Annotated in this window: 23 protein-coding genes; 11 read left to right on the top strand and 12 right to left on the bottom strand. The window is 74.9% G+C overall.

All coding sequences use genetic code 11. The features are described from left to right. Positions 1 to 34: 34 nt before the first annotated feature. Together IPM45_00780 and IPM45_00775 are read left to right on the top strand one after the other, a co-directional pair. The gene (locus tag IPM45_00780) at positions 35 to 1,021 is read left to right on the top strand and encodes a threonylcarbamoyl-AMP synthase (protein ID MBK9178102.1); all 987 of its coding nucleotides are present in this window, start codon (positions 35 to 37) and stop codon (positions 1,019 to 1,021) included. A gap of 800 nt (positions 1,022 to 1,821) precedes the next feature. Next, entirely contained in the window at positions 1,822 to 2,412 is a 591-nt protein-coding gene (locus IPM45_00775; protein ID MBK9178101.1) for an HNH endonuclease, read from the top strand. Here IPM45_00775 and IPM45_00770 read toward each other — a convergent pair. The 3 genes from IPM45_00770 to IPM45_00760 are packed head-to-tail and all read right to left on the bottom strand — an operon-like array spanning position 2,404 to position 5,733. Next, complete coding sequence (locus IPM45_00770) at positions 2,404 to 3,096, bottom strand: nitroreductase family protein (GenBank protein MBK9178100.1); 693 nt, start codon at positions 3,094 to 3,096, stop codon at positions 2,404 to 2,406. The genes IPM45_00775 and IPM45_00770 overlap by 9 nt on opposite strands. A gap of 9 nt (positions 3,097 to 3,105) precedes the next feature. Beyond that, entirely contained in the window at positions 3,106 to 3,888 is a 783-nt protein-coding gene (locus tag IPM45_00765; GenBank protein MBK9178099.1) for an enoyl-CoA hydratase/isomerase family protein, read from the bottom strand. A gap of 39 nt (positions 3,889 to 3,927) precedes the next feature. Beyond that, a complete protein-coding gene (locus IPM45_00760) occupies positions 3,928 to 5,733 on the bottom strand; it encodes a glycoside hydrolase family 127 protein (GenBank protein ID MBK9178098.1) in 1,806 nt (601 codons plus the stop codon). 86 nt (positions 5,734 to 5,819) lie between these two features. Here IPM45_00760 and IPM45_00755 point away from each other — a divergent pair, with 86 nt between their 5' ends. After that, positions 5,820 to 6,530, top strand: coding sequence for a histidine phosphatase family protein (locus IPM45_00755; protein ID MBK9178097.1), 711 nt, complete (start codon positions 5,820 to 5,822; stop codon positions 6,528 to 6,530). Between the two features lie 4 nt (positions 6,531 to 6,534). On the opposite strand, the gene IPM45_00750 is transcribed toward IPM45_00755, so the two are convergent. After that, positions 6,535 to 7,620 (bottom strand): Zn-dependent alcohol dehydrogenase, encoded by a 1,086-nt coding sequence (locus tag IPM45_00750; GenBank protein ID MBK9178096.1) that lies wholly within the window; start codon positions 7,618 to 7,620, stop codon positions 6,535 to 6,537. A gap of 81 nt (positions 7,621 to 7,701) precedes the next feature. On the opposite strand from IPM45_00750, the gene IPM45_00745 reads away from it, so the two are divergent. Further along, a complete protein-coding gene (locus tag IPM45_00745) occupies positions 7,702 to 7,959 on the top strand; it encodes a NifU N-terminal domain-containing protein (GenBank protein ID MBK9178095.1) in 258 nt (85 codons plus the stop codon). Between the two features lie 20 nt (positions 7,960 to 7,979). Here IPM45_00745 and IPM45_00740 read toward each other — a convergent pair whose 3' ends face one another. After that, on the bottom strand, positions 7,980 to 8,960 hold the full coding sequence (locus IPM45_00740; protein ID MBK9178094.1) for an aminoglycoside phosphotransferase family protein: 981 nt from the start codon (positions 8,958 to 8,960) through the stop codon (positions 7,980 to 7,982). 87 nt (positions 8,961 to 9,047) lie between these two features. Between IPM45_00740 and IPM45_00735 the strand changes: the two genes are divergently transcribed. Next, entirely contained in the window at positions 9,048 to 9,977 is a 930-nt protein-coding gene (locus IPM45_00735) for a nitronate monooxygenase (protein ID MBK9178093.1), read from the top strand. A gap of 6 nt (positions 9,978 to 9,983) precedes the next feature. On the opposite strand, the gene IPM45_00730 is transcribed toward IPM45_00735, so the two are convergent. Further along, positions 9,984 to 10,904, bottom strand: a complete 921-nt coding sequence (locus tag IPM45_00730) for a heme A synthase (protein MBK9178092.1) — start codon at positions 10,902 to 10,904, stop codon at positions 9,984 to 9,986. 58 nt (positions 10,905 to 10,962) lie between these two features. On the opposite strand from IPM45_00730, the gene IPM45_00725 reads away from it, so the two are divergent. Continuing rightward, on the top strand, positions 10,963 to 12,075 hold the full coding sequence (locus IPM45_00725) for a hypothetical protein (GenBank protein ID MBK9178091.1): 1,113 nt from the start codon (positions 10,963 to 10,965) through the stop codon (positions 12,073 to 12,075). Positions 12,076 to 12,104: 29 nt separating this feature from the next. On the opposite strand, the gene IPM45_00720 is transcribed toward IPM45_00725, so the two are convergent. Both IPM45_00720 and IPM45_00715 read right to left on the bottom strand, forming a co-directional pair. Continuing rightward, positions 12,105 to 12,818 carry an SDR family oxidoreductase gene (locus IPM45_00720; protein MBK9178090.1) on the bottom strand — a complete coding sequence of 238 codons (714 nt, stop codon included), beginning with the start codon at positions 12,816 to 12,818 and terminating at the stop codon, positions 12,105 to 12,107. A 68-nt stretch (positions 12,819 to 12,886) separates the two neighbouring features. Next, a complete protein-coding gene (locus IPM45_00715) occupies positions 12,887 to 13,987 on the bottom strand; it encodes a methyltransferase domain-containing protein (protein MBK9178089.1) in 1,101 nt (366 codons plus the stop codon). A 110-nt stretch (positions 13,988 to 14,097) separates the two neighbouring features. Here IPM45_00715 and IPM45_00710 point away from each other — a divergent pair, with 110 nt between their 5' ends. Further along, positions 14,098 to 15,627: a cell wall-binding repeat-containing protein gene (locus IPM45_00710; protein ID MBK9178088.1), complete on the top strand. Its 1,530-nt coding sequence runs from the start codon at positions 14,098 to 14,100 to the stop codon at positions 15,625 to 15,627. Positions 15,628 to 15,679: 52 nt separating this feature from the next. Here the strand turns inward: IPM45_00710 and IPM45_00705 are convergent, their stop codons facing one another. Next, a complete protein-coding gene (locus IPM45_00705) occupies positions 15,680 to 17,134 on the bottom strand; it encodes an aldehyde dehydrogenase family protein (GenBank protein MBK9178087.1) in 1,455 nt (484 codons plus the stop codon). Positions 17,135 to 17,179: 45 nt separating this feature from the next. On the opposite strand from IPM45_00705, the gene IPM45_00700 reads away from it, so the two are divergent. Then, positions 17,180 to 18,604, top strand: a complete 1,425-nt coding sequence (locus IPM45_00700; GenBank protein MBK9178086.1) for an NAD(P)/FAD-dependent oxidoreductase — start codon at positions 17,180 to 17,182, stop codon at positions 18,602 to 18,604. 87 nt (positions 18,605 to 18,691) lie between these two features. Here the strand turns inward: IPM45_00700 and IPM45_00695 are convergent, their stop codons facing one another. Genes IPM45_00695 through IPM45_00685 form a run of 3 tightly spaced genes read right to left on the bottom strand, consistent with a single transcriptional unit; the run spans position 18,692 to position 20,686 of the window. After that, entirely contained in the window at positions 18,692 to 19,069 is a 378-nt protein-coding gene (locus IPM45_00695) for an SDR family oxidoreductase (GenBank protein MBK9178085.1), read from the bottom strand. A gap of 55 nt (positions 19,070 to 19,124) precedes the next feature. Next, positions 19,125 to 20,339: an aromatic ring-hydroxylating dioxygenase subunit alpha gene (locus IPM45_00690; protein ID MBK9178084.1), complete on the bottom strand. Its 1,215-nt coding sequence runs from the start codon at positions 20,337 to 20,339 to the stop codon at positions 19,125 to 19,127. Beyond that, a complete protein-coding gene (locus tag IPM45_00685) occupies positions 20,339 to 20,686 on the bottom strand; it encodes an NIPSNAP family protein (GenBank protein ID MBK9178083.1) in 348 nt (115 codons plus the stop codon). The genes IPM45_00690 and IPM45_00685 overlap by 1 nt, the downstream gene beginning before the upstream one ends. A 162-nt stretch (positions 20,687 to 20,848) precedes the next feature. Between IPM45_00685 and IPM45_00680 the strand changes: the two genes are divergently transcribed. From IPM45_00680 to IPM45_00670, 3 genes are read left to right on the top strand one after another with little or no spacing between them, the layout of a single operon-like run. Continuing rightward, on the top strand, positions 20,849 to 21,607 hold the full coding sequence (locus IPM45_00680) for an SDR family oxidoreductase (GenBank protein MBK9178082.1): 759 nt from the start codon (positions 20,849 to 20,851) through the stop codon (positions 21,605 to 21,607). Positions 21,608 to 21,611: 4 nt separating this feature from the next. Further along, positions 21,612 to 22,379, top strand: coding sequence for a ThuA domain-containing protein (locus tag IPM45_00675; GenBank protein ID MBK9178081.1), 768 nt, complete (start codon positions 21,612 to 21,614; stop codon positions 22,377 to 22,379). Positions 22,380 to 22,381: 2 nt separating this feature from the next. Then, positions 22,382 to 23,413, top strand: a complete 1,032-nt coding sequence (locus tag IPM45_00670) for a zinc-binding dehydrogenase (GenBank protein ID MBK9178080.1) — start codon at positions 22,382 to 22,384, stop codon at positions 23,411 to 23,413. The last annotated feature ends 7 nt before the right edge of the window (positions 23,414 to 23,420 follow it).

Here is a 23,420-nt window from a genome sequence, read left to right as displayed (position 1 = left end):
GAACGTGGCCACCACCGAGCCGCCTCTCGACCCCGTGCTCGACGCGGCCGTCGAGCGGGCGGTGGCCGCGCTGCGAGGCGGCGGCCTGGTCGCCTTCCCCACCGAGACCGTGTACGGCCTGGGTGCCGACGCGTCGAGCCCCGCCGCGGTCCGCCGCATCTTCGCGGCCAAGGGCCGCCCACCCAGCCACCCGCTGATCGTCCACCTCGGCGACGCCGGCCTCGTCGACACCTGGGCCGTGGACGTGCCCCGCGACGCCCGCCACCTGGCGGACGCCTGCTGGCCGGGTCCCCTCACCCTGGTCCTGCACCGGGCTGCCCTGGTGCCCGACGAGGTGACCGGAGGCCGGGAGACCGTCGGCCTGCGGGTGCCCGCGCAACCCCTTGCGCTGGCGATGCTGCGGCGCTTCGGCGGTGGGGTGGCGGCGCCGTCGGCGAACCGCTTCGGGCGGGTGAGCCCCACCACCGCGGCCGACGTGGCCGCCGATCTCGGCCCCGCGGTCGACCTCATCCTCGACGGCGGACCGTGCACCGTGGGGGTGGAGTCGACCATCGTCGACCTCACCGGCCCGACGCCGACGGTGCTGCGCCCGGGTGGCATCCCCGTCGACGCCCTCGAAGCGGTGCTCGGCCGGCCGGTGGCGTTGGCGGCCGGCGGCGAGAGCCGAGCGCCCGGCATGCTCCCCTCCCACTACGCGCCGGCGGCCAGGGTGGAGCTCGTCGCGGCGGCCGACGTGGCGGCCCGGGTGACCGCCCTGCTCGAGGCCGGGCACCACGTCGCCGTCCTGTCCGAGGCCGCCGTCGCCCTCCCACCGACAGCCGTGGCCCTCCCACCCGTCGGTGACGCCGAGGGCTACGCCCGCGCCCTGTACGCCCACCTCCGGCTGGCGGATCGCCTCGGCGCCGACGTCGTCGTGGCCGTGCCGCCGGCCGAGGTGGGCATCGGCGCGGCCGTCTGCGACCGCCTCCGCAAGGCAGCCGCCCCCCGCGACGCCCCCGGCGACGAGCCCGAAGGGCCCTAGTGTGACGGGTATCACGAACACACGTTCGATCGGGTGTGGTAGGCTGACGGCATGGCGGTCGGAGTGGGCCAGGCGCCGGAGCGGGCGGCCGAGCAGGTGCTCGGGCGGGTGCTCGGGCGGTTGCGCGAGCGGGTTCGCCACCTGGTGCACGGCCTCGACGGCGGGCCGGGCGGGGGGTCGGGTGGCGGGCCGGGCGGGGGGTCGGGTGGCGTCGCTGATGAGGTGCGGCTGGCGTTCGACCGCCTGGACGAGGCGGCCCTGATCCTGGCGGTGGTGGATGCCGACGAGCTGGCCGACGGCGAGCTCGACGATCTGGTGGTGGGGCTGCAGGTGCGCCACAGCCGCCTGGAGGGCGTGAGCGCGGGGTTGGTGGCCCGCTGGGATTCCCGGGGGGTGTGGGCCGGCGACGGGTCGCGTGCGGCCGGGGCCCGGCTGGCCCGCGACGCCCACCTGTCGCCGGGAGGGCCGGGCCCGCCTTCGTCGGGCCCGCCGGTTGGGGGAGATGCCTCGGGTGGCGTCGGCGCTGGCGGCCGGGGTGATCGGCCCCGATCACGTCGACGTGCTGGCCGGCCTCGACGGGCCCCGCACCCACCAGGCGTTCGTGCGCGACGAGGCGGTGCTGGTCGGCCAGGCCGAGGGGCTGTCGTTGCGGGACTTCCTGCGGGCGGTGGCGTACTGGCGTCAGCAGGCCGACCCCGACGGTGCCGACGCCGACGCCGACCGTTCGGCCGCCGACGTGTACCTGTCGGTGGTGCGCACCTTCCAGGGCAGCTTCGACGTGCGGGGTCGGCTGGACGCGGGTGTGGGGCACCGCGGTGCAGGGCGAGCTGCAGCGCCTGGAGGACGAGCTGTACGCCGACGACGTGGCCGAGGCCCGCGCCCGGTTGGGCCGCGACGAGGTGGGGCCGGGCGAGCTGGCCCGCACGCCGGCCCAGCGGCGGGCCGCGGCGCTGGTGCGCATGGCCGAGCGGTCCCGCAGCGCGCCCGCTGGTGGGCGCCGGCCCGAGCCGCTGGTCACGGTGGTGGTCGGCCTGGACGACGCGGTCGGGCACCTGTGCGAGCTCGACGACGGCACGGTGCTCACCCGAGCGCAGTTCCTGCCCCTGCTGGAGCGGGCCGACATCGAGTCGATCGTGTTCGACTCGGCCCAGCGGGCCCTGTCGGTCAGCGTCCGCGAGCGGTTCTTCACCGGGGCCCTGCGCCGGGTGATCCAGGTGCGCGACCGCCACTGCCAGCACCCCTCGGGCTGCGACGTGCCCGCCGGCCGATGCCAGGTCGACCACATCGTGCCCTGGGAGGCCGGCGGGCCCACCACCCAGGCCAACGGCCGGCTCCTGTGCGGCCCCCACAACCGGGCCCGCACCGCACGGCCACCACCCCGCTCACCCTGACGGCGGACCGGCCGACGTGAAGCGCGTGCCCGGCGGGTCGACGGCCCACGCGGCCACGTCGCCCCACGCGTCGTCGAAGACCAGCTCGGCGAGCGGCCGGCGGCGCACCGGCCCGTGCCCGCCAACTGGCCTCCCGAGCGGGATGGTGGCCGCGATGCCCACGCCGTCGGGGATCGCCAGGAGGTCACGGAGCTCGGCCTCGACCAGGCCGTGCCACATGGTCATGACGCCCCCGTACCCGAGGGCGCGCGCCGCGAGGAGGAGGTTCTGGCACGCGGGGTACACGGAGGCGCCCTCGAGCGGGTTCGGGGCGCGGTGGCGGACGAGGCAGGCCAGCACCACGACGGGCGTCTCCTCGAAGCGGTCGACGAACTCCTGCATGGCCCGGGCGGCCCGGGCCTTGGGCGACGCGGGATCGACCCCGCTGCCCTCGCCGTAGCCGTCGGCCACGGCCTTGGCGGCCCACGCGGCGCGGAACGCCGAGCCGAGGATCGTCTTGGCCTCGCGGGCGCGCGGGCCGTCGCGCAGCACCACGAAGCGGAACGGCTGGCGGTTGGACCCCGACGGCGCTCGCGTCGCCGCGAAGAGCATGGCCGCCAGGTCGGCGTCCGGGATGGGATCCGGGAGGAACCGGCGGATGGCCCGGGTGGTGGCGATGCCCTCCAGGAGCCCCACGTCGCCCATCGTGCCCGCCTAGCGGCCCGTGAACTCGGCCGGCCGCTTCTCGAGGAAGGCGGCCATGCCCTCCCGGAAGTCAGCGGAGCGGAAGAGGGGAAGCAGCTCCAGGAAGACGTGCTGGACGTGGTTGGCGAAGGCCTCCTCCTGGGCCGCGCGCATCATGCGCTTCGAGGCCCGAACGGCCAGCGGCGCCGACGCCGCGACCTCGGCGGCCAGGGCCATCGCCCGGTCCATCAGCTCCTCACCCGGCACCACCGCCGACACCAGCCCGAGGTCGAGGCACTCCGTCGCGCCCAGCGTGCGGCCGGTGAAGATGATCTCGGCCGCCTTCGACCACCCGACCAGCCTCGGCAGGAGCCACGTGCCGCCGCTCTCGGGCAGGATCCCACGCCGGCAGAACGCCGCGGCCAGCTTGGCGGTGTCGGCCGCGAGCCTGATGTCGCAGCCGAGCGCGAGGTCCATGCCGTAGCCCGCGGCTCCACCGTTGAGGGCGCAGATCGTCGGGGTGTCGACCTCGTGCAGGACCACCGGCGGTGCGGTGCGCAGCTCGAGCTCGTTCACCGCCGCTCCCACGGTGAGCCCCTGCCCCGACGACTGGTCCTTCAGGTCGAGCCCGGCGCAGAAGCCCCGGCCCGCACCGGTGAGCACGATCGCCCGCACGGCCCGGTCGCGGTCGGCCTCGACGAGGCGCTCCGACAGCTCGGCGAGCATGGCGCCGGAGATGGCGTTGAGCCGGTCGGGGCGGTTCAGGGTGAGCACGGCCACGTGGCCGTCGGTGTCGTAGAGCAGGTCGCTCACGGGGTCCTCCTGGGGTCGGGTCGGCCGGAGCCGAGAGGGTCAGGGGCAGGCCAGCCAGACGGCCATCGGTCCCACGCCGCGGTTGGCCCACACCGCGTAGGGCACGGCGCGCAGCCGCACCGGCGTCCGGCCCGGTCCGGCGCCGGCACCGGCGCCGGACGAGTGCGGGCGGTAGAGGCGGTGGTCCGGATCGGGCGACCAGCCGGCCCCGCTGAGCACGGTGACGCCGCCCAGGAGACCCGGGTCGTGCTCGGCGGTGAACGCGACGGCGGGGTCGATCGCCGCCTCCAGCAACGCCACGCCGGGGTTGTCCACCTGCTCGAAGCAGTACACGAGCGGCCCGCGCCGCAGGGCCACGGCCCCGCGTGCGTCGGCCACGCGCGGGTGCGCGGCGAGCAGGGTCGGCTCCAGGGGCAGGTCGATCTCGACCTCGTCGCCTGCTGCCCACCGGCGCCGAACCTCGACGTGGCCGGGGCCGTCCACGGCCACTGGGGCACCGGCGGCGCGCACCGACGGATCCGTGCACCACCCCGGCATCCGAAGCCGCAGGGCGGCCTCGCCCTCCGGCGCCCGCTGCACCGTGAGGCGGGCGTGGCCCTGCCACGGCAGGCCACCGTCGACCCGCACCGACCAGCCCCCGTGCTCCACGCTGGACGCCACCCAGAGGTGCACCCACAGGTCGTCCCCGGCCTGGCCGTACAGCATGCCCGGGAGCGACGCGAGGAGCCGGCTCACGTTGGGCGGGCAGCACGTCACGTCGAACCACCCGCGCCGGTGGGGCGGGTGCCACTCGAGCATCGCCCGGGCCTGGAAGTCGTAGGGAGAGGCCCACGGGTCGGCCTCGCCCTCGGCCGCGCTGGCCAGGGCGTTGGCGTAGAACCACTCGTCGCCGCCCAACGACACGGCCGCGGCCACGGCGTTGTGCAGCACGGTCTCGAGGTGGTCGGCGGCCCGCACGTCGCCGGTGACGACCAGGCGGCGCCAGGCCCAGCGGGCCGCGGCCACGGCGGCGCAGCTCTCGGCGTACGCGGCCTCGGCCGGCAGCTCGTAGGGGCGGCCGACGGCCTCGCCGAGCCAGCGGCCACCCACCCCTCCGGTGACGTAGCTGCGGGTCCCGACGAGCGACGCCCACAGCCGGTCGGCGGCCGCCGCGAAGCGCTCGTCGCCGGTCTCGGCGGCCACGTCGGCGATCCCCGTCGCCAGGTAGAGCATGCGCACGGCGTGGCCCCACAGCTCGCCCAGCTCCAGCCCGCCGGCGCGCTCGCAGAAGCTCGCGGCCAGCGCCACGTACCGATCGTCGCCGGTCTCGCGCGCCAGCTCCACCAGGGCCAGCTCCACCTCCGGGTGGCCGTCGACCCCCGGCCGTCCGCCGGGGCCGAACTCGCGCACCAGGTGGTCGGCCAGCCGGACGGCCACGTCGAGCAACCGGGGGTCTGCGGTGACCCGGTGGTGGGCGACGGCCGCCTCGAACAGGTGCCCGGCGCAGTACAGCTCGTGCGACCCTGCGAGGTCGCCGTAGCGCGAGGCGGCCCGGTCGCCCACGTACCACGTGTTCAGGTAGCCGTCGGGCTGCTGCGCTGCGGCCACCAGCTCGACGACCGGGTCGAGCAGGTCGAGGCGCCCTGCCCACGCGGCCGCCTCCATCCACTTGTAGAGGTCGGAATCGGTGAACCACAGGCCTCGCCGGGCGACGTCGGCACCCGCCAGCCGACGGAAGGCGTCGAGCACCCCGTGCTCGTCGAGCCGGGCCAGCAGGCTGGGCAGCCCCACCTCGGCGAGCGCCCTGCGGCGCGGCGCCCAGAAGCCGTCGTGGAGCGCCACCGACCCCACAGGGACCCCGGGCACCAGCGCACCCCTGCTCGGGCCCACGACGGGGCCGCTCACGGCGCGCCCCGGCCGGGGCACCCGCCGGCCGCCGCTACCGTTCCCCCGTGCCCGACACCCGCTTCCAGAGCACGGAGGCCGTGCCCCAGCCCGGGGTGCTCGCCTCCGAGGACTACCCCACCGAGCTGCTCCTCATCCGCCACGGCCGCTCGGCCGACGTGGTGCCCGGCACCCGCGAGGCCGGCGACCCGCCACTGGCCGGCGAAGGGGTGATCCAGGCCGAACGGCTGGCCCGGCGGCTCGCCGACGTGACCCTCGACGCGGTCTACGCCTCCCACCTGAAGCGGGCCGTCGACACGGCCCGCCACCTGGCGGCGCCCCGCGGCCTCGAGGTGGTGCGCGTCGACGACCTGCAGGAGGTGCTGCTCGGCGACTGGGCCGAGGGCGAGTTCCGGCGCCGCGCCGCGGTCCGCGACCCCGACTGGCTGGAGTTCGCCCGGTCGGGCCGGTGGGACCGCGTGCCCGGCTCGGAGGGCGACGACGCCCTGCGGCACCGGGTGCGCAACGCCGTCGACGAGATCGCCGACGCCCACCCGGGCCAGCGGGTGGCCATCGTGGCCCACGGAGGCGTGATCAACGCGTACCTGGCCGACCTGCTCGGCCTCGAGCGCTCCTTCTTCGTCACGGTGGAGAACACGTCGGTGTCGATGCTGCGGGCCCGGCCCGGGGTGAGCGGCGCGGAGGGCCGCATCGTGGTCACGGTGAACGACTGCCACCACCTGTACGACCCCGTGCTCGGGCCGGCCCGACGGCACTGAGCGATCAGTCGAAGACGATGACGCTGCGGGCGACCTCGCCGGCCTTCATGGCGTCGAAGCCCTCGTTCACCTGCTCCAGGGTGATCCGGCGCGACACCAGCTCGTCGAGCTTCAGGCGGCCCTGCAGGTAGAGGTCGACATACGTCGGCATGTCCAACCGGAACGACCCGGAGCCCATGTTGGAGCCCTGCAGCCTCTTCTCGAACAGCAGGTCGACGCCGTGGAGCTCCACCATGGTGCCCACGGGGATCATCCCGATCACCGTGGCGGTCCCCCCGTTGCGGAGCATCTGGAAGGCCTGCTCGGCGGTCTGCTTCAGCCCGATCGCCTCGAACGAGTAGTGCACGCCGCCGCCCGTCAGCTGCTGCACCTGCGCCACTGCGTCGCCGGCCGACGCGTCGACCACGTCGGTGGCGCCGAACTGCCTCGCCAGCTCCAGCTTGCCCGGGAGCATGTCGACTGCGATCACGCGAGCCGCGCCGGCCAGCACCGCCCCCTGCACCGCGTTCAGCCCGACGCCGCCACACCCGATCACGGCCACCGTGCTGCCGGGGGGCACCTTGGCGGTGTTCACCACCGCCCCCACCCCGGTGTTGACGCCGCAGCCGATCAGCGCGGCCCGGTCGAGCGGCATCTCCTCGGGGATCTTCACGACGGCGTTCTCGTGCACCAGCATCTGCTCGGCGAACGACGACATGTCGAGGAACTGCCAGACGGGCGTGCCGTCGGGCAGGCTGAGCCGCTGGGGCCCGTCGAGCGGGCGCCGCACGGCGCTCTTGTCGCAGAGCGAGGGGCGTCCGCCGAGGCAGTACTCGCAGGTGCCGCAGAAGACGGCCAGGCAGGTGACGACGTGGTCACCGGGCGCGACGTACGTGACCTGGTCGCCCACCGCCTCGACCACACCCGCGGACTCGTGGCCCAGCACCGTCGGGCACGGATAGGGGTACGCGCCCTCCATGAAGTGGAGATCGCTGTGGCAGAGCCCGGCGGCGGCCGTGCGGATCAGCACCTCGCGCGGCCCGGGCGCGTCGATCCGGACCTCGTCGATCTCGAGCTCCGACGGGATGGTGCGCAGGACCGCGGCCTTCATCGTCCCCCCTGGATGGTCGTGTGCCGCTTTCCTACACGCGAGGCCACGGGGTGCGCACGTGCGCCGGCCTACGATGCGCCCATGGCCTCCGCCACCCCGTCCCCCACGCCCAACCCGAACGCCATGAAGTTCACGCTCGACGTGCGCCTCGACGGATCGATGAACGTGGGCTCGGCCGAGGCCGCCGCCGGCAACCCGTTCGCGGAGGCGGTGTTCGAGGCCGGCGGCGTGGCGTCGGTGTTCGGGGTGAACGACTTCGTCACCGTCACCCGCGAGCCCGGCGCCGACTGGGACCCGATCGTGACGGCGGTGCAGCAGGCAGCGGCCCGCCACCTGTAGCGGCCGCCGCCGGCGGGCCGTCACCAGGTGAGGGCGAGCAGCGGGCTGTGGCCCTGCACGATGCGGCGGATGCGGGCGTACGGGTGGTGCGGCGGCAGCTCGCGGGGCGGCACGCGAGGGGGGTGGCGCAGCAGCAGGGGCACGTCGTACGACAGGCTGAACAGCGCGATTCGCTCCTCGAGCCGGGGGTGGGAGAACAGCGCCGGGTAGGCCTGCTCGAGCCACGACACCACCCCGCGGAACTGCCGGCGGTTGAGCGACGACGCGTAGTCCTCGGCGACGTGGAGCGCCGGCTCCTCGCAGAAGCGCAGGATCACCTCGAGGTCGAGGTCGGGCGGGCCCGAACGGGCGTGCTCGAAGTCGAGCACGCCCGTGATGCGGCCGTCGCGCCACAGCAGGTTCTCGAAGTGGAGGTCGCCGTGCACCAGGCCCCACCGGTGGCCGTCGTCGAGCGCCGACGCCGATCGGCGCACCAGGGCCGTCGCGTCGTCGAGCACCTCGCGCTCCACGTTCGGCAGGGCGCGGGCGCGCACCAGCAGCTCGAGCAGCCGTGACGGCGGGAGCTGGTGGGGGGCCTCGACGCCCCCCTCGGCGATCACCGAGGTGATCGGGCCCCACGGGCCCCGCTGCGAGGAGACCGCGTGGATCGACCGCAGCACGCCGCCCACCTGGCGCACGGCGTCGGCCCGCTCGTCCTCGCGCAGGCCGGGCCAGGCCCGCGCCAGCACCTCGCCCGGGAGGCGCCGCTGGAGCAGCCACTCCCCGAAGGGCGCCCGGCCGTAGCCCACGATCGGCGGGTAGGGGATGTCGCGGGGCAGCAGCTCGGCCACCTCGACCTCGTTCTCCAGCCGGCGACTGGAGGGGTGCGGGGTGATGCGGATCACGTAGCGGTCGGTGAGCCACACCTCGTTGGCCGACCCGGGGGCGCGCTCCAGGGGCTGCGTGTCGGACAGGCCGGCGGCGCGGAGCGCGAGCCGGGCTCGGAACAGGCCGGTGGGCACCGCCGCCAGTCTGGCCCCTCCGCAGGGCCACGGCTCCCACGCGACCGCGTTCGTGCCCTCCCGCGGCGGTTCGGGCAGGCTGAGGGCATGCGCACCCGGATCACCGACCTGCTCGGCATCGAGTACCCGATCGTCCAGGCCCCGATGGGATGGATCGCCCGCTCCCAGCTGGCGTCGGCGGTGTCGAACGCCGGCGGCCTCGGGATCATCGAGACGTCGTCGGGCGAGCTGGACGTCATCCGCGAGGAGATCCGCCGGATGCGCGACCTCACCGACAAGCCGTTCGGGGTGAACATCGCCCAACTGTTCGTGCGTGACCCGTCGATCGTCGACTTCGTGGTCGACCAGGGGGTCCGGGTGGTCACCACGTCGGCCGGTGACCCCACCCGCTACACCGCCACCCTCAAGGCGGCCGGCCTCACCGTCTTCCACGTCGTGCCGACCTTGAAGGCGGCGGGCAAGGCCGTGGAGGCCGGGGTCGACGGCCTGGTCGTGGAGGGAGGCGAGGGCGGCGGCTTCAAGAACCCCCGCGACGTCGCCACCATGGTGCTGCTGCCCCTCGTGTGCTCCCGGTTCGACGTGCCCGTGATCGCCGCCGGCGGCATCTGCGACGGGCGGAGCATGGCCGCCGCCTTCGCCCTCGGCGCGGACGGCGTGCAGATGGGCACCCGCATGGTGTCGGCGGCCGAGTCGCCCGTCCACGACAACTGGAAGCGGGCCATCGTGGCCGCAGCCGAGACCGACACCGTGTTCCTGAACCGCTTCTCCCGCCCAGGCCTCCGGGCGCTGCGCACCCAGCGCACCGAGCGGCTCGAGCGCGAGGAGCACGTGGGCATGGAGGAGTTCGCCACCGCCATGGAGCTCTACTTCGGCGGCGACCTGGAGGCGTCGGTCGCCCTCGGCGGCCAGGTGATGGGCCGCATCGACGAGGTCCTCCCGGTGGCGGAGATCTTCCGGCGCTCGGTGGAGGAGCTCCGCGAGGCCGCCGAGCGCGTCAGCCGGGTCGCCCGGTCGTAGGCACCCTCAGCGGGCGGCGAGGGCCGTCTCGGCCGGCACCTCGGCCGGCCGGGGCGTGCGCTCGACGACCACCAGGTTCAGCCACACCGCCGTCGACCACACCAGCACCGCTCCGGCGACGTGGAAGGCGACCAGCGCCGCGGGCACGCCCGTGAAGTACTGCGTGTAGCCGATGGCCGCGTTGAGCACGAGGGCGCCCAGGAGCCATACCGTCGACCGCCGCACCACGCGTGGGGCCTCGGCTCGACGCAGGAGCAGGAGCAGGGCGACGGTGAGCAGCACGAGGAGCATCACGCTGGCGCCGTGCACCCGCGCCACGTCGGGGAGGAAGTAGGGCAGGCGGTCCACCGACTCGTCGCCGCCGTGGGGCCCGGCGCCGGTGACGATGGTGCCGGTGATGACCACCAGGCAGGCGTTGGCGAACAGCACCCGGATGGCCACCAGCAGGTCGCGGCTCACCAGCAGGTGCGCCGGCCCCTGCGGCTGGCCGGCCTTGCGGTACAGCACCAGGGCGTTCCAGAGCAGGACGATCGACACCAGGAAGTGGGCGATCACGATCGGCGGGGTGAGGTGCCAGAAGACCACGAACGCCCCGATCAGGATCTGGGCGACCACGCCGGCGACGAGGCCGAGGGACCACCACGTCAGGTCGCGCCGGCGTGGCGTGCGCACCAGCGAGCCGAGCACGGCCAGGATCACCGCGACCGACACCAGCCCGGTGACCAGCCGGTTCACGAACTCGATCATGGCGTGGTACTCGGCCTTGGCGTGGAACTGGGTCTCGTAGCAGGTGGGCCAGTCGGGACACCCGAGGCCGGAGCCGGTGAGGCGGACGGCCGCGCCCGACACCACGATGAAGGCCAGCGCCAGGAAGGCCACGAACGTGATCCGCCGGTACGCGGCTGGCGAGAGTCGCGGGGGCTGCACGCCACGATGCTACGCGGGGCTGCGACACCGGCTGACATCGGCCCCGTAGGGTGTCGCCGTGCTGAACCCGCTCGACGACTACCCGGTCCACCAGACGCCCCAGCCGATCGCCCACCCGGCCACCGGTGACCTCAACGCCTACGACCGCTACTTCTTCAACGGCTACGACCCCGACCGGGGGTTCATGTACGGCCTGGCCATGGGCCTCTACCCCAACCGCCACGTGATCGACGCGGCCTTCAGCGTGGTCCACGACGGGGTCCAGACGTCGGTGTTCGCCAGCGGGCTGGCCCCCGACGACCGCACGCGCACCCATGTGGGGCCGATCGCGGTGCAGGTGGTGGAACCGCTCCGGGTCATCCGGCTCCTGGTCCGCTCGCCGGAGCACGGCCTCGAGGCCGAGCTCGAGTTCCGGGCTCGCACCCCCGCCCTGGAGGAGCCCCGCTTCACCCTCCGCCAGGGCACCCGCACGGTCTTCGACTACACCCGCCTCACCCAGTGGGGCACCTGGGACGGCTGGGTGCGGATCCAGGGGCGGGGCGAGCCGGTCTCGGGGCTGCTCGGCTCACGCGACCGGTCGTGGGGCATCCGGCCGGTGGGCGAGCGGGTGCCGGGCGCGCCCGGGCCCACCCCCCAGTTCTTCTGGCTCTGGGCTCCGCTGCACTTCGACGACGCCTGCCTCCACGCCGACGTGCAGGAGTACGCCGACGGTCGGCGCTGGCACGAGTTCGCAGCGATCGCGCCCCTCCTCGAGCACCCCGACGAGCCCGCCTTCGACCCGGCCGGGCGCATCGAGGCCATGCGCACCCTCGAGCACCGGATCACCTGGCGGCCGGGCACCCGCCGGGCGGCGGCCGCCGAGCTGGTGCTGGTGCCATGGGGCGGCGAGCACGAGGTCGTCGAGCTGACGCCGGTGCTCGACTTCCAGATGCTCGGGATCGGCTACCTCCACCCCGACTGGGGCCACGGCCACTGGAAGGGAGAGGCGGCGGTGGGCGGCGACTCGTGGGTGCTCGCCGAGCTCGATCCGCTGGCCCCGCAGCACGTCCACGTGCAGCAGCTGTGCCGGGCCCGGTGGCGGGGCCGCGACGGCGTGGGGGTCCTGGAGCAGCTGGTGATCGGCCCCCACGAAGCCTCGGGGTTCGGCTCGCTGTTCGACGGGGCGCCCTGACCGGCCCCGCCACCCGCGACGGCCCGCCCTCAGGTGTTCTGGGCCGTCATCCCGCCGTCGACCACGAGCACCGCGCCGTTCACGTAGCTCGCCGCCGGCAGCACCAGCGACAACGTGGCCTGGGCGACCTCCTCGGGCTCCCCGTAGCGCTTGAGGGGCACCCGCCGACGGGCGAAGGTCGCCTTGGCCTCGTCGGGGATGAGGGCGGTCATCCCGGTGTGGATGGGGCCGGGGCACACGCAGTTCACGTTCACCCCCACCGGGCCCAGCTCGACCGCGAGCGAGCGGGTGAGGCCGATCACGCCGTGCTTGCTGGACGTGTAGGGGCTCAGGTACGCGGTGGCCCCGAGTCCCTCGGTGGACGCGATGTTGACGACCCGCCCCTCCCGGTGGCGACGCAGGTCGGCGAGGCACGCGCGGATCATCCGCACGTGGGCGGTGAGGTTCACGGACAGCGTGGTCGCCCAGGCCTCCTCGAAGACGGCGTCGTCGCCCTCGAGTGGCGCCGGGATGCTCACGCCGGCGTTGTTCACGCAGATGTCGACCGGCCCGAGGATGTCGCGCACCTGCCCCACCACTTCGCGGATGGCCCGCGGGTCGCGCACGTCGAGCGGCCACCCGGCCGCCCGGCCGCCGGCCTGGCCGATCTCGGCGACCACGTGGTCGACCGCGGCCGTGTTCTGGTCGACCACGGCGACCCTGGCCCCCTCGTCGGCGAACAGGTGGGCCGTGGCCCGGCCCATCCCGCTGGCCGCGCCGGTCACGATCGCCACGCGCCCGGCGATCGACCGGTTCCCGTGGGTGAGGCGGGTCACGGGCGCACCTCGTAGAAGGCGTTCACCGGGTGGTCGATCTCGAGCCGCCGGAACCGGGAGAAGCCGGCCTCGCCGGTCATCGCCCGCGCCAGCTCCTCGTGGAGGCCGAGGGTGCCCAGGCCGGCCCCTCCCGGTGCCGACAGGGCCGACGACATGCAGCTCAGCACCGAGATGCCGTACATCATCGACGCCAGCGGGTTGGCGGCCGCGTTCTCGGCGAAGGAGCCCTTTCCCTTGATGTCGGCGATCAGCCACGTGCCGTCGGGCTTCAGGGCGGCCCGCACCGCGCGCATCGCGCCGGCGGGGTCGGTCATGTCGTGCAGCACGTCGAAGGTGGTCACCAGGTCGAACGAGCCGTCGCTTGGGAGCGGGTCGAGACCCGCGTCGTGGAACGCCACGTTGGCGAGGCCGCTCTCGGCCAGGTGGGTCTCGGCCCGGGCCAGGGCGTAGTGGGAGATGTCGTAGCCGTGGAAGCGCGACGCGGGGAAGGCCGTGGCCATGGTGAGCAGGGCGAACCCGGCGCCGCAGCCCAGGTCGGCGACCCTGGCCCCGGCCTTCAGCCGCTCCACCACGCCGTCGAGGGCCGGCAGCGCCGCCGGCACCAGGAAGTTCCGGTACCAGGGGGCGAAGCCCCGCTCCACGCCGCGGGCGCCCTCGGGCCCGAGCGCGTCGTAGGGCAGGCCGAGCCCGGAGCTGAACGAGTGCGGCAGCCGCTCGAGCACGCCCATCGTGGCCGGCATCTCGTCGAACATGCCCATGCCGAAGGCGGGGTGCTCCTCGTCGGCGGTGACGGCGACGGCCTCGGTGGTGAGCCAGAACCGCTCGGCGCCGTCGGCCCCCGCCTCCCACGCCACCAGGCCGGCCGCGGCCTGGTTGTGGAGCCACTCCCGCACCCACCGTTCGTGCAGCGCGGTCGCCTCGGCCAGCTCGACGCTCGTGGACGGTCCCCGGGCGGCCAGGGCCCGGTACAACCCGAGGCGGTCGCCCAGGTGCACCATGGCCGCGGTGACCGCACCTTCGAGCTTGGAGAACAGCAGCAGGCTGTAGCCCAGCAGGCGGTCGGGATCGATGGCTTCGAGGTGGTGGTGGGTGGTCACGATGGGCAGGATGGCACGAACGTCCGGACGAGCGCCCGCCCGCTGACCTAGCGTTGGGCGTGGGAGCAGGGGCGATCGGGCCGCCGGCACGCACACGGGAGCGGACGATGGTGGCAGGCAGGCGGCTGAGGAAGGTGGCGGCGGCGCTCGCGCTGGCGGCCACGACGACGGCCCTCGCCGCGGTCGCGACGTCCCCCACACCGGCCGGCGCCGAGCCCGCCACGTGGCTCGACCACGTCTCGGGCGAGGACCGCTACGTCACGGCCGCCCTGCTCAGCCAGAAGGGCTGGCCCGGCGGCGCGCCGGCGGCCGTGGTCGTCAGCGGCCTCCATCCCGCCGACGCCTTCGCCGCCGCCACCCTCGCCGGCGCGGTCGGCGGCCCGGTGCTGCTCACGCCCCCTGATGCCCTGGGGGCGGTCACGGCCGCCGAGCTCGACCGCCTCGGCGCGCCCTCCGTCTACGTGGTGGGGGCGCCCTCCGACGCGGTCGTGGGTGCCATCCAGGGCAGCGGGCGCACCGTGGTGCGCCTGCGGGCCGGTGACCGCTACGGCACCGCCGACCTCGTGGTCGAGCAGGCCCTGGCGCTGGGCGCCGACCCTTCCACCGTGCTGGTCGTCGGATCCACCGACGCCCAGAGCGCCCTGGCGGCCAGCGCGCTGGCCGCCGCCTTCAAGCTGCCGATCCTGCTCACGCCGCCCGACGGTGGCGGGCTCGCCGACCGGGTGGCCCGGCTGGGCGCCCAGCGGGTGTGGCTGATCGGGGCGGCGGCGTCGCTCCCCGACGGCGTCGTGGCGCCCCTCCCGGGCGTCGACCGCCTCACCGGCGCCGACGCCACGACCATGTCGGCCGCCGTCGCCGATCGGGCGGTCGGGTTGGGCATGACGGGGCCGCCGCTGCTGGTCAGCGCCTCCTCGTACGTCGACGGGCTGGCCGCCGGGCCGGTGGCCGCCTCCCGCCACGCCCCGGTGCTGCTCACCGACGGCATCGAGATGTCCCCCGCGGTGCTCGACTGGCGGGCCCGCCATCCCGACGCCCGCGCCGTCACGGTGGTGGGCGGCTGGCTGGCGATCGGGCCGCTCGCCCGGTGCCAGCTCGAGGACGGGAACCCGCGCTCGCTCCGCTGCGCCGAGGAGGAGCTGAGCCGCCAGGGCTACCACATGGGCGTGAACGGCCGCTCCGACACCCAGGACCGCTTCGGGCTGTTCGCCTTCCAGAAGGTGGCGGCCCTCCCCGTCACCGGCCAGCTCGACGAGGCGGGGTGGCAGCGGATGCTGCAGGCGCCGCCGCTGCCCGCGCCCCGCCGGCCCGACCTCGAGCCCGACCACGTCGAGATCGACCTCGCCCACCAGCTGGTCCTGCTGGTGCGGGCCGGTCGCACCGTGAACGTGTGGCACACGTCCACGGGCAAGCCGTCGACGCCCACGATCGTCGGGGTCTTCCGCTTCTACGAGAAGCGCAACTACCGCCAGTCCGACAACATGTACCGCCCCTCGTACTTCATCCGCGGGTACGCCATCCACGGGTACCCGTCGGTGCCCCTCTACCCGGCGAGCCACGGGTGCGCCCGCGTCTACGACGGCGACATGGACGTCATCTGGGACCACATCTGGATAGGCGAGCAGGTGGCCACCTACCGCTGACGCGCGCCAGGGCCGCGCCGCCACGGCCATGTGCGGGCGCCGGCGGCCCGTCTCAGCCGGCGAGGTTCACGTAGATCTGCTTGGTCTCCAGGTAGGCGTCGAGCGCGTAGGGGCCCAGCTCGCGCCCGATGCCCGACTGCTTGAAGCCGCCCCACATGGCCTCCGACGGCGCCGGCTGGCTGTCGTTGATCCACACCACCCCGGCCCGCACCGCCCTGGCCGTGCGGAGGGCCTTGGCGAGGTCGCGGGTCCAGATCGCCGCGGCCAGGCCGTACTCGGTGTCGTTGGCCAGGCCCACCACCTGGTCGACGTCGTCGAAGGCCAGCAAGGCCATCACCGGCCCGAAGATCTCCTCGCGGGCGATCCGCATGGAGTGGTCGACGTCGACGAAGATCGCCGGAGGCACGAAGAAGCCGCCGGCCAGGGTCGGGTCGTCGGGCCGGCGGCCCTCGGCCGCGAGCGTGGCGCCCTCCTCCCGACCGATCGCCAGGTAGGACTCGACCCGGTCCTGCTGCTCCTTCGACACCAGCGGGCCCATGGTCGTGTCGGGGTGCAGGCCGCTGCCCAGGCGGATGTCGGCGACCTGCAGGGCCATGGCCTCGAGGGCGCGCTCGAACACGGGTCGTTCCACGAAGACCCGGCTGCCGGCCGAGCACACCTCGCCCTGGTTGGCGAAGATCCCGGCGCACGTGCCGGCGATGGCCGCGTCGAAGTCGGCGTCGGCGAACACGATGTTGGGCGACTTGCCGCCCAGCTCGAGGGTGACCCGCTTCAGCCCCTCCGACGCCTCGCGCATGACGATCTTCCCGACCTCCCTGGAGCCGGTGAAGCTGATCTTGTCGACGGCGGGGTGGGCCACGAGCGGTGCCCCGGCCGCGGGGCCGAACCCGGTGACGACGTTGCAGGCGCCCGCCGGCAGACCGGCCTCGGCGAGCAGGCGGGCCAGCTCCAGCGCCGTAAGCGGCGTCTGCTCGGCCGGCTTGAGCACCACCGAGCAGCCGGCGGCCAGGGCCGGTGCCACCTTCTGGCTGGCCATCAGCATCGGGTAGTTCCACGGCACGATCAGCCCGCACACCCCGACGGGCTCCTTCACCACCAGGCTCAGGGCGTCGGGGCCGACCGGCGGGACGTCGCCGCTGATCTTGGTGGCCCAGCCGCCGTAGTACTCGAACAGGAAGGCCACCTCGTCGATGTCGGCCCGGGCCTCGGCGAGGGGCTTGCCGCAGTCGCGCACCTCCAGCTCGGCCAGGCGGTCACGCTCGGCCCGCACCAGCTCGGCCGTGCGGAGCAGGACCCGGGCCCGCTCCCGCTCGGGGGTCCGCATCCCCCAGGGCCCCTCGTCGAAGACCCGCCGAGCAGCCGCGACGGCGCGGTCCACGTCGGCTTCGGTGCCCGACGGCACCGAGGCGAGCACCGCGCCGGTCGCCGGGTCGATGGTGTCGAAGCGATCGCCGTCACGGGCCTCGACCCAGTCGCCGTCGATGAACATCCGCCGCTCGTCGGCCATCTCGATCCTCCCGGAGGCTGCCTGCAGGGGCGATGATGGCCGATCATGCCTCCCGCCGCGCCCGACGCCGTCGTCGTGGGGGCCGGGCCCAACGGCCTGGCCGCCGCCGTCACGCTCGCTGCCGCAGGCCGTTCGGTGGTGGTCTACGAGGCCGCCGCCACCCCGGGCGGCGGATGCCGGTCGGCCGAGCTCACCCTGCCCGGCTACGTCCACGACGTGTGCGCCTCGGTGCACCCGCTGGGCGCGGCGTCGCCGTTCCTGCGTTCGCTGCCCCTGGCCGACCACGGGCTCGAGTGGGCCCATCCCGAGATCCCTCTCGCCCACCCCCTCGACGACGGCTCCGCGGCCGTGCTCCAACGGTCGCTCGACGCCACCGCCGCCGGCCTCGGGGCCGACGGAGCGGCCTGGCGCCGCCTGGTGGGCCCGCTCCTGCAGCGCTGGGAGCCCCTGCTCGACGGGCTCCTCGGCCCGCTGCTGCCGCCCCGCGCCCCGTTCGCCATGGCCCGCTTCCTCCCGGGTGCCCGGTCGGCCCGGGCCGTGGCCGAGCACCGGTTCCGCGGCGAGGCCGCCCGCGCGCTGCTGGCAGGCTGCGCCGCCCACGCCTGCCTGCCCCTGAGCCATCCCTTCACGGCCGGGCTGGGGCTGGTGCTGGCCGTCACCGGCCACGCCGTGGGCTGGCCCGTCGCCCGCGGCGGCTCGCAGCGGATCGTCGACGCGCTGGTGGCCCACCTGGCCGCCCTGGGCGGCGAGGTGGTGTGCGGGCACGAGGTGCGTTCGCTCGCCGACCTGCCCCCGGCTCGGGCCACCCTGTTCGACGTCACGCCGCGGCAGCTGGCCCGCATCGCGGGCGACCGGATGGCGCCGCGCGCCCGGCGCCGCCTCGAGCGGTACCGCTACGGGCCCGGGGTGTTCAAGCTCGACTACGCGCTGGCCGGGCCCGTGCCCTGGACGGCCGGCGCCTGCCGCCGGGCGGCCACGATCCACCTGGGCGGCACCCTCGCCGAGATCGGCCACGCCGAGGCCGAGGTGACGGCCGGCCGCCACCCGGACCGCCCGTACGTGCTCGCGGCCCAGCAGGTGGTGGCCGACCCGTCCCGCGCGCCGGCCGGCCACCACACCCTGTGGGTGTACTGCCACGTGCCCAACGGGTCGACGGTCGACATGACCGAGCCCGTCGAGCGCCAGCTCGACCGCTTCGCGCCGGGCTGGCGCGACCTGGTCCTCGCCCGCAGGGCCACCACGCCCGCCGACCTCGAGGCTTACAACGCCAACGACGTCGGCGGCGACATCGCCGGCGGCGGGCTCGACGGGATGCAGGCCGTGGTGCGGCCGGCGCCCCGCCTCGACCCATACCGCACCGCCCTCCCCGGCGTCTACCTGTGCTCGTCGTCCACGCCGCCGGGCGCAGGGGTGCACGGCCGGTCGGGCTGGTTCGCGGCCCGGGCCGCGCTCCGCCGCGAGCTCCGCTGATCCCCCCCGCCCGCCGGTCCCCCGATTCTGTGCACGGTCACGACCGGGAAACGGTGGTGACGGTGCACAGAACGGCCGGGGCGACCCCTACTGGGCCTGCGGGTCGTAGTGGATGCCGGGCACGCCGAGCTTCCACTCCTCGCGCGGCAGGGGCGCCAACCCCTCGTACTGCTCACCGATCGGCGGCACCGCGGCCTTGGCCGCCTGGCAGGCGGGGGTGACGAACTCGTTGCCCCCCTCGGCGAGGATCGAGGCGATGTTGATGATCGAGCCGCCACCCTCGGCGAGGAGATGGCGCCCCACGGCCCGGGTGTAGTGCCACACGCCCATGAGGTCGACGTCGACCACCCGGCGGAAGGTCTCGGTGTCGAAGTGCTCGCTGGCCAGCCCCCGCAGGTCGGAGATGCCGGCGTTGTTCACCAGGACGTGGATGCGGCCGTGCTCGGCCACAGCGGCATCCACCACCCGGGCCACGTCGGTCCAGCGCCTCGCCCCGGGCGCGGGTCTCCTCCAGCATCGCCTATCGCTCCACCAGGTGATCGAGCAGCGGTGGCACCCGCAGCTCGTCGGGGATCCGCTCGGGGCCGATCACCCGGTCGACCCAGGCGTGCACGTGCCAGATGCGCCGCTCCTGGTACGACAGCGGCACGCCGCCGTGCGCGGCCGCCTCGATCGAGCGCTGGATGGGCTCCATGTTGCGCTCGTCCTCCTGCATCACCACGTCGAACCCGGCCCGCCGGGCCTCCCACACCGCGGGTGGGTCGCCGTCGCCCCAGTCGGGCGCGAACCAGACCACGTCGAGGCGTGTCGTGCCCACGTCGACCGGCCGGAACACCAGGAACGGGAAGCCGGTGGTGTCGAGCGGCGTGATCAGGTCGGGGAAGAGCCCGTAGGCCACGTTGGCCTCGGCGAACAGGGGGTCGAGTCCCTCGATCTCCGGGAGGCCGAGCGTCCGGGGGCCCGCGGCCAGCACCTCCGGGCGGATGGGGGTGACCATCCGGGTGTGGCCGTGGTCGAGCAGGCCCATGGTGGCGCCGCGATGGTCGAGGAAGCCGGCGACTGTGCGGGGGTGCACGGTGCGCAGGTGGTACACCTCGAGGAAGGCCTCGGCCGTCACCTTCCAGTTGCACGCCACCGTCGACGTGCTCCGGGCCAGCATCCGCAGGGGTGCGGCCGCCAGCTCGGGGAGGTCGCGGGCCACGGGCGCCAGCCACTCGCTCAGGGGGACGGCCTGCGGATCCAGGTTCACGAAGAGCCAGCCGCCCCACCGCTCGCACCGCACCGGCACGAGGCCCCGGTCCTCGGGGCAGAGCCCGGCGAAGTCGCGCTCGTCTGGCACCCGCACCAGCCGGCCGGCCAGGTCGTACGCCCAGCTGTGGAACTGGCACCGGAGCTGGCGCTCGCAACCCCGCTCGTCGCGCACCACGGGCGCCCCGCGGTGGCGGCAGCTGTTGTTGAAGGCCCGCACCGCGCCGTCGTCGCCCCGCACCAGCACCACCGGCACACCGGCCACGTCGAGGGCGACGAAGGAGCCGGGCTCGGGGAGCTCGCTGGCGTGAGCGGCGTAGAGCCACACCCGCCGCCAGAGCCGCTCGCGCTCCAGCTCGAAGAACGCCGGATCGGTGTAGCGGCCGAGAGGGAGGTCGGGCAGCGCGGGCCAGCCCTCCGGCGGCGCCGTGCGGGCCGTCTCGTACGCCATCTCCTCCCTGATCCGCTCGACCGTGGCCGCGTCCATCAGCCCACCGACCCGTGGCCGGCCCGGCGGGCGTAGGCCGTGGGCGTCATCAGCGCCAGGACCTCGTCCTCGGTCACGGCCGACAGCTCGGCGTACCACCGACCGAAGTCGGGGTGGCCGCTCACGGCGGCGAGCACCGACTCGACGGCATCGGCGTCGGGGAGCTCCCACAGGTCGATCACGGTGTTGAGCCGGCCGACCGTCGTGGTCCACGCACCCACCAGCCGCCAGCCGGCCTCCTCCAGCGCAGGAACCATCTCGGCCAGGACCGCGTCGAAGCGGCCCATCATCCCCTGCCGGATCTTCAGGGTCACGTGCAGGAACACCTGCCGCTCGGCGTTCGTCATGGCTGCCTCTTCAGGTCTCGGGGGGAGGAACTGGCCGGTGCTCGCGCTCACGCCCACCGATGCCCGACGCCGCCCCCGCTCCGACGCCGGCACGGTACTAATTGATCGGCAAGAATGCCGCCGGGCGCCGGCTCGGGCCGGACGCCCAGGCAGGGGGGGACCATGGATCTGGGGCTGCGTGGGTCGAAGGCGATCGTCACCGGCGGCCGCCGGGGCATCGGGCGGGCGACGGCCGAGCTGCTCGCGGCCGAGGGCTGCGACCTGGCGATCTGCGCCCGCGACGGGGCAGGGGTGCAGGAGGCCGTGGGCGAGCTGTCGAGCCACGGCACCAAGGTGATCGGTGCCGGCGTCGACGTCACCGACGGCGACGCCTACCGGGCGTGGATCGCCGGTGCGGCCGACGAGCTCGGCGGTCTCGACATCTTCGTGCACAACGTGAGCGCCGCCGCGGGCGGTGGTGAGCAGGGCTGGCGCGCCAACCTCGAGCTCGACGTGTTCGGCCTCACCCGCGGCCTCGAGGCCGCCCAGCCGCACCTCGAGCAGAGCGACCACGCCGCCGTCGTGTGCCTGTCGAGCATCGCGGCCGTCGAGGAGTTCGCCGGCCCCGGGTCGTTCGGCCCCATGAAGGCGGCGTTGACCGTGTACGCCTCCAACCTCTCGCAGGCGCTGGCACCCAAGGGCATCCGGGTGAACACGGTGTCGCCGGGCCCGGTCGAGTTCGAGGGCGGCAACTGGGACGTCATCAAGCAGCACCTCACCGCCTTCTACGACGCCACGGTGGCCAAGATGCCGGTGAAGCGCCTGGGCGATCCCGTCGAGGTCGCCCGCGCCATCGTGTTCCTGGCGAGCCCGGCGGCGAGCCTCGTCACCGGGGCCAACCTGGTGGTCGACGGCGGCTACACCCGCCGGGTGCAGTTCTAGGCCCGTGGCGCGAACCGACGCCTACCTGGTCTGTGGGGGCCGCTACCACGACATCGACTTCGCTCGCCTCGAGCTGCTGAAGCTGCTCGCCGAGCTGCCGGACGTGAAGACGAGGGTCGCCGGCGACTTCCGCGACACCGGCGCCATCGCCGGCTGCGACCTCCTCGTGACCTACACCTGCGACGTGCGCCCCTCACCCGACGAGCAGGAGGCCCTGCGCGCCTGGGTCGCCGGCGGGGGCCGCTGGCTCGCCCTGCACGCCACCAACGCCGCCTTCGAGCCGCCCCCCTCGTTCCCCGGCACCTTCGCCACGCCCCGCGCCTTCCCGGTGTTCGCCGAGGTGCTGGGAAGCCAGTTCCTGTCGCACCCGGCCATCGCGCCCTACACGGTGACGGTGTCCGACCCCTCGCACCCCCTGGTGGCCGGGATCGAGCCGTTCGAGGCCACCGACGAGCTCTACCTGTGCGAGTACCACGGCGACCTCCACCCGCTGCTCGAGACCCGGTGGACCGGCACGACCGTCGGCTTCGAGGAGGCCGAGTGGACCGCCGACGAGCCCCGCCTGGTGATGTACGAGCGGCCGCTGGGCAAGGGAGCCGTGCTCTACCTCACGCTCGGGCACTGCCGGGGCCGCTACGACATGCAGGAGTTCGTGCCCGAGTGGCCCGTGGTCGAGCGGGGCTCGTGGGAGCTCCCGGTGTTCTACGAGCTGCTGCGCCGCGGCCTGCGCTGGGCCGCTCGCTCCCCCGAGCCGGCGCCGGCCGGAGGCTGAGCGTGCTCGCCGGCCTCGTCACCGGGGCCCGCTCCGTCGAGCTGGTGGAGGTGGCCGAGCCGTCGGCGGTGCCCGGCATCGCCGTGGTCGACGTGGCCCGCTGCGGCATCTGCGGCACCGACGTGCACGCGTTCGTGTCGGGCGAGCCCTACAACCCTGCGATCTGCGGCCACGAGTGGACCGGGCGGGTGCGGGCCGTCGGCCATGGCGTTCGGGGGGTGTCCGAGGGGGACCGGGTCGTGGGGGCGGTGCCGGCCGGGTGCGGGCACTGCCCCGCCTGCCGGGCAGGCCACGCCGACTGGTGCCAGGGCGTGTTCGCCAGCATGGTGGGCCTCGACGCCCTGGCCCCCCCGCACGGAGGCTTCGCCCGCGCCGTCGCGGTCGACGCGGCCCGGCTCGTCCCGGTGCCCGACCGGCTCACCGACGAGCAGGCGGCGCTGGTCGAGCCGACCACCGTGGCCGTGCACGCCGTCGACCGCACCGGCATCCGCCTCGGCGACGTGGTGGCCGTGGTCGGCGCCGGCCCGATCGGGCTGCTCGCCCTGCAGTGCGCGCGCGCTGCCGGAGCGGGGAGGCTCGTCGCGGTCGAGCCCGACGAGGGGCGGCGGCAGCTGGCGCGGCGGCTGGGTGCCGACGAGGCCGTCCCGCCCGAGCAGGCCGGCGTCCGGGTCCTGGAGGCAACCGACGGTCTCGGCGCCGACGTCGCCCTGGAGTGCGCCGGCATCGGGCCCACGGTGCAGTCCTCGGTCGACCTCGTCCGCCGGGGGGGCACCGTGGGGCTGGTCGGGGTGGCGACGGGGCCGGCGACGATCGTGCCCGCGGCGTGGGTGGTGAAGGAGGTGCGGGTGGTGGCCAGCCTGGGCTACCGCCGCGACGAGTTCACCACCGCGATGGATCTCATCGCCGACGGGCGCGTGCAGGTCGACCCCCTGCACACCGCCACCGTCGGCCTCGACGGGCTCGCGGCCGCCTTCGCGGCCGCGGCCGACGACCCGACCGCAGCCGTGAAGGTCCTCGTCGACCCCTCCCGCTGAGACGCCC

The sequence above is a fragment of the Acidimicrobiales bacterium genome (assembly GCA_016716005.1).
In the GTDB taxonomy this organism is placed as follows: Bacteria; Actinomycetota; Acidimicrobiia; order Acidimicrobiales; family JADJXE01; genus JADJXE01.
The sequence above is the reverse complement of the archived record's forward strand: the minus strand, read 5'-3'. Positions and strand labels throughout refer to the sequence as shown.

Excerpts from the sequence above, each read along its gene's own strand:
- IPM45_00770 (MBK9178100.1), bottom strand. The coding sequence starts at position 3,096 with ATGGGCGACGTGGGGCTCCTGGAGGGCATCGCCACCACCCGGGCCATC.
- IPM45_00750 (MBK9178096.1), bottom strand. The coding sequence starts at position 7,620 with ATGAAGGCCGCGGTCCTGCGCACCATCCCGTCGGAGCTCGAGATCGAC.
- IPM45_00745 (MBK9178095.1), top strand. The coding sequence starts at position 7,702 with ATGGCCTCCGCCACCCCGTCCCCCACGCCCAACCCGAACGCCATGAAG.
- IPM45_00735 (MBK9178093.1), top strand. The coding sequence starts at position 9,048 with ATGCGCACCCGGATCACCGACCTGCTCGGCATCGAGTACCCGATCGTC.
- IPM45_00720 (MBK9178090.1), bottom strand. The coding sequence starts at position 12,818 with ATGGGCCGGGCCACGGCCCACCTGTTCGCCGACGAGGGGGCCAGGGTC.
- IPM45_00705 (MBK9178087.1), bottom strand. The coding sequence starts at position 17,134 with ATGGCCGACGAGCGGCGGATGTTCATCGACGGCGACTGGGTCGAGGCC.
- IPM45_00700 (MBK9178086.1), top strand. The coding sequence starts at position 17,180 with ATGCCTCCCGCCGCGCCCGACGCCGTCGTCGTGGGGGCCGGGCCCAAC.
- IPM45_00690 (MBK9178084.1), bottom strand. The coding sequence starts at position 20,339 with ATGGACGCGGCCACGGTCGAGCGGATCAGGGAGGAGATGGCGTACGAG.
- IPM45_00685 (MBK9178083.1), bottom strand. The coding sequence starts at position 20,686 with ATGACGAACGCCGAGCGGCAGGTGTTCCTGCACGTGACCCTGAAGATC.
- IPM45_00680 (MBK9178082.1), top strand. The coding sequence starts at position 20,849 with ATGGATCTGGGGCTGCGTGGGTCGAAGGCGATCGTCACCGGCGGCCGC.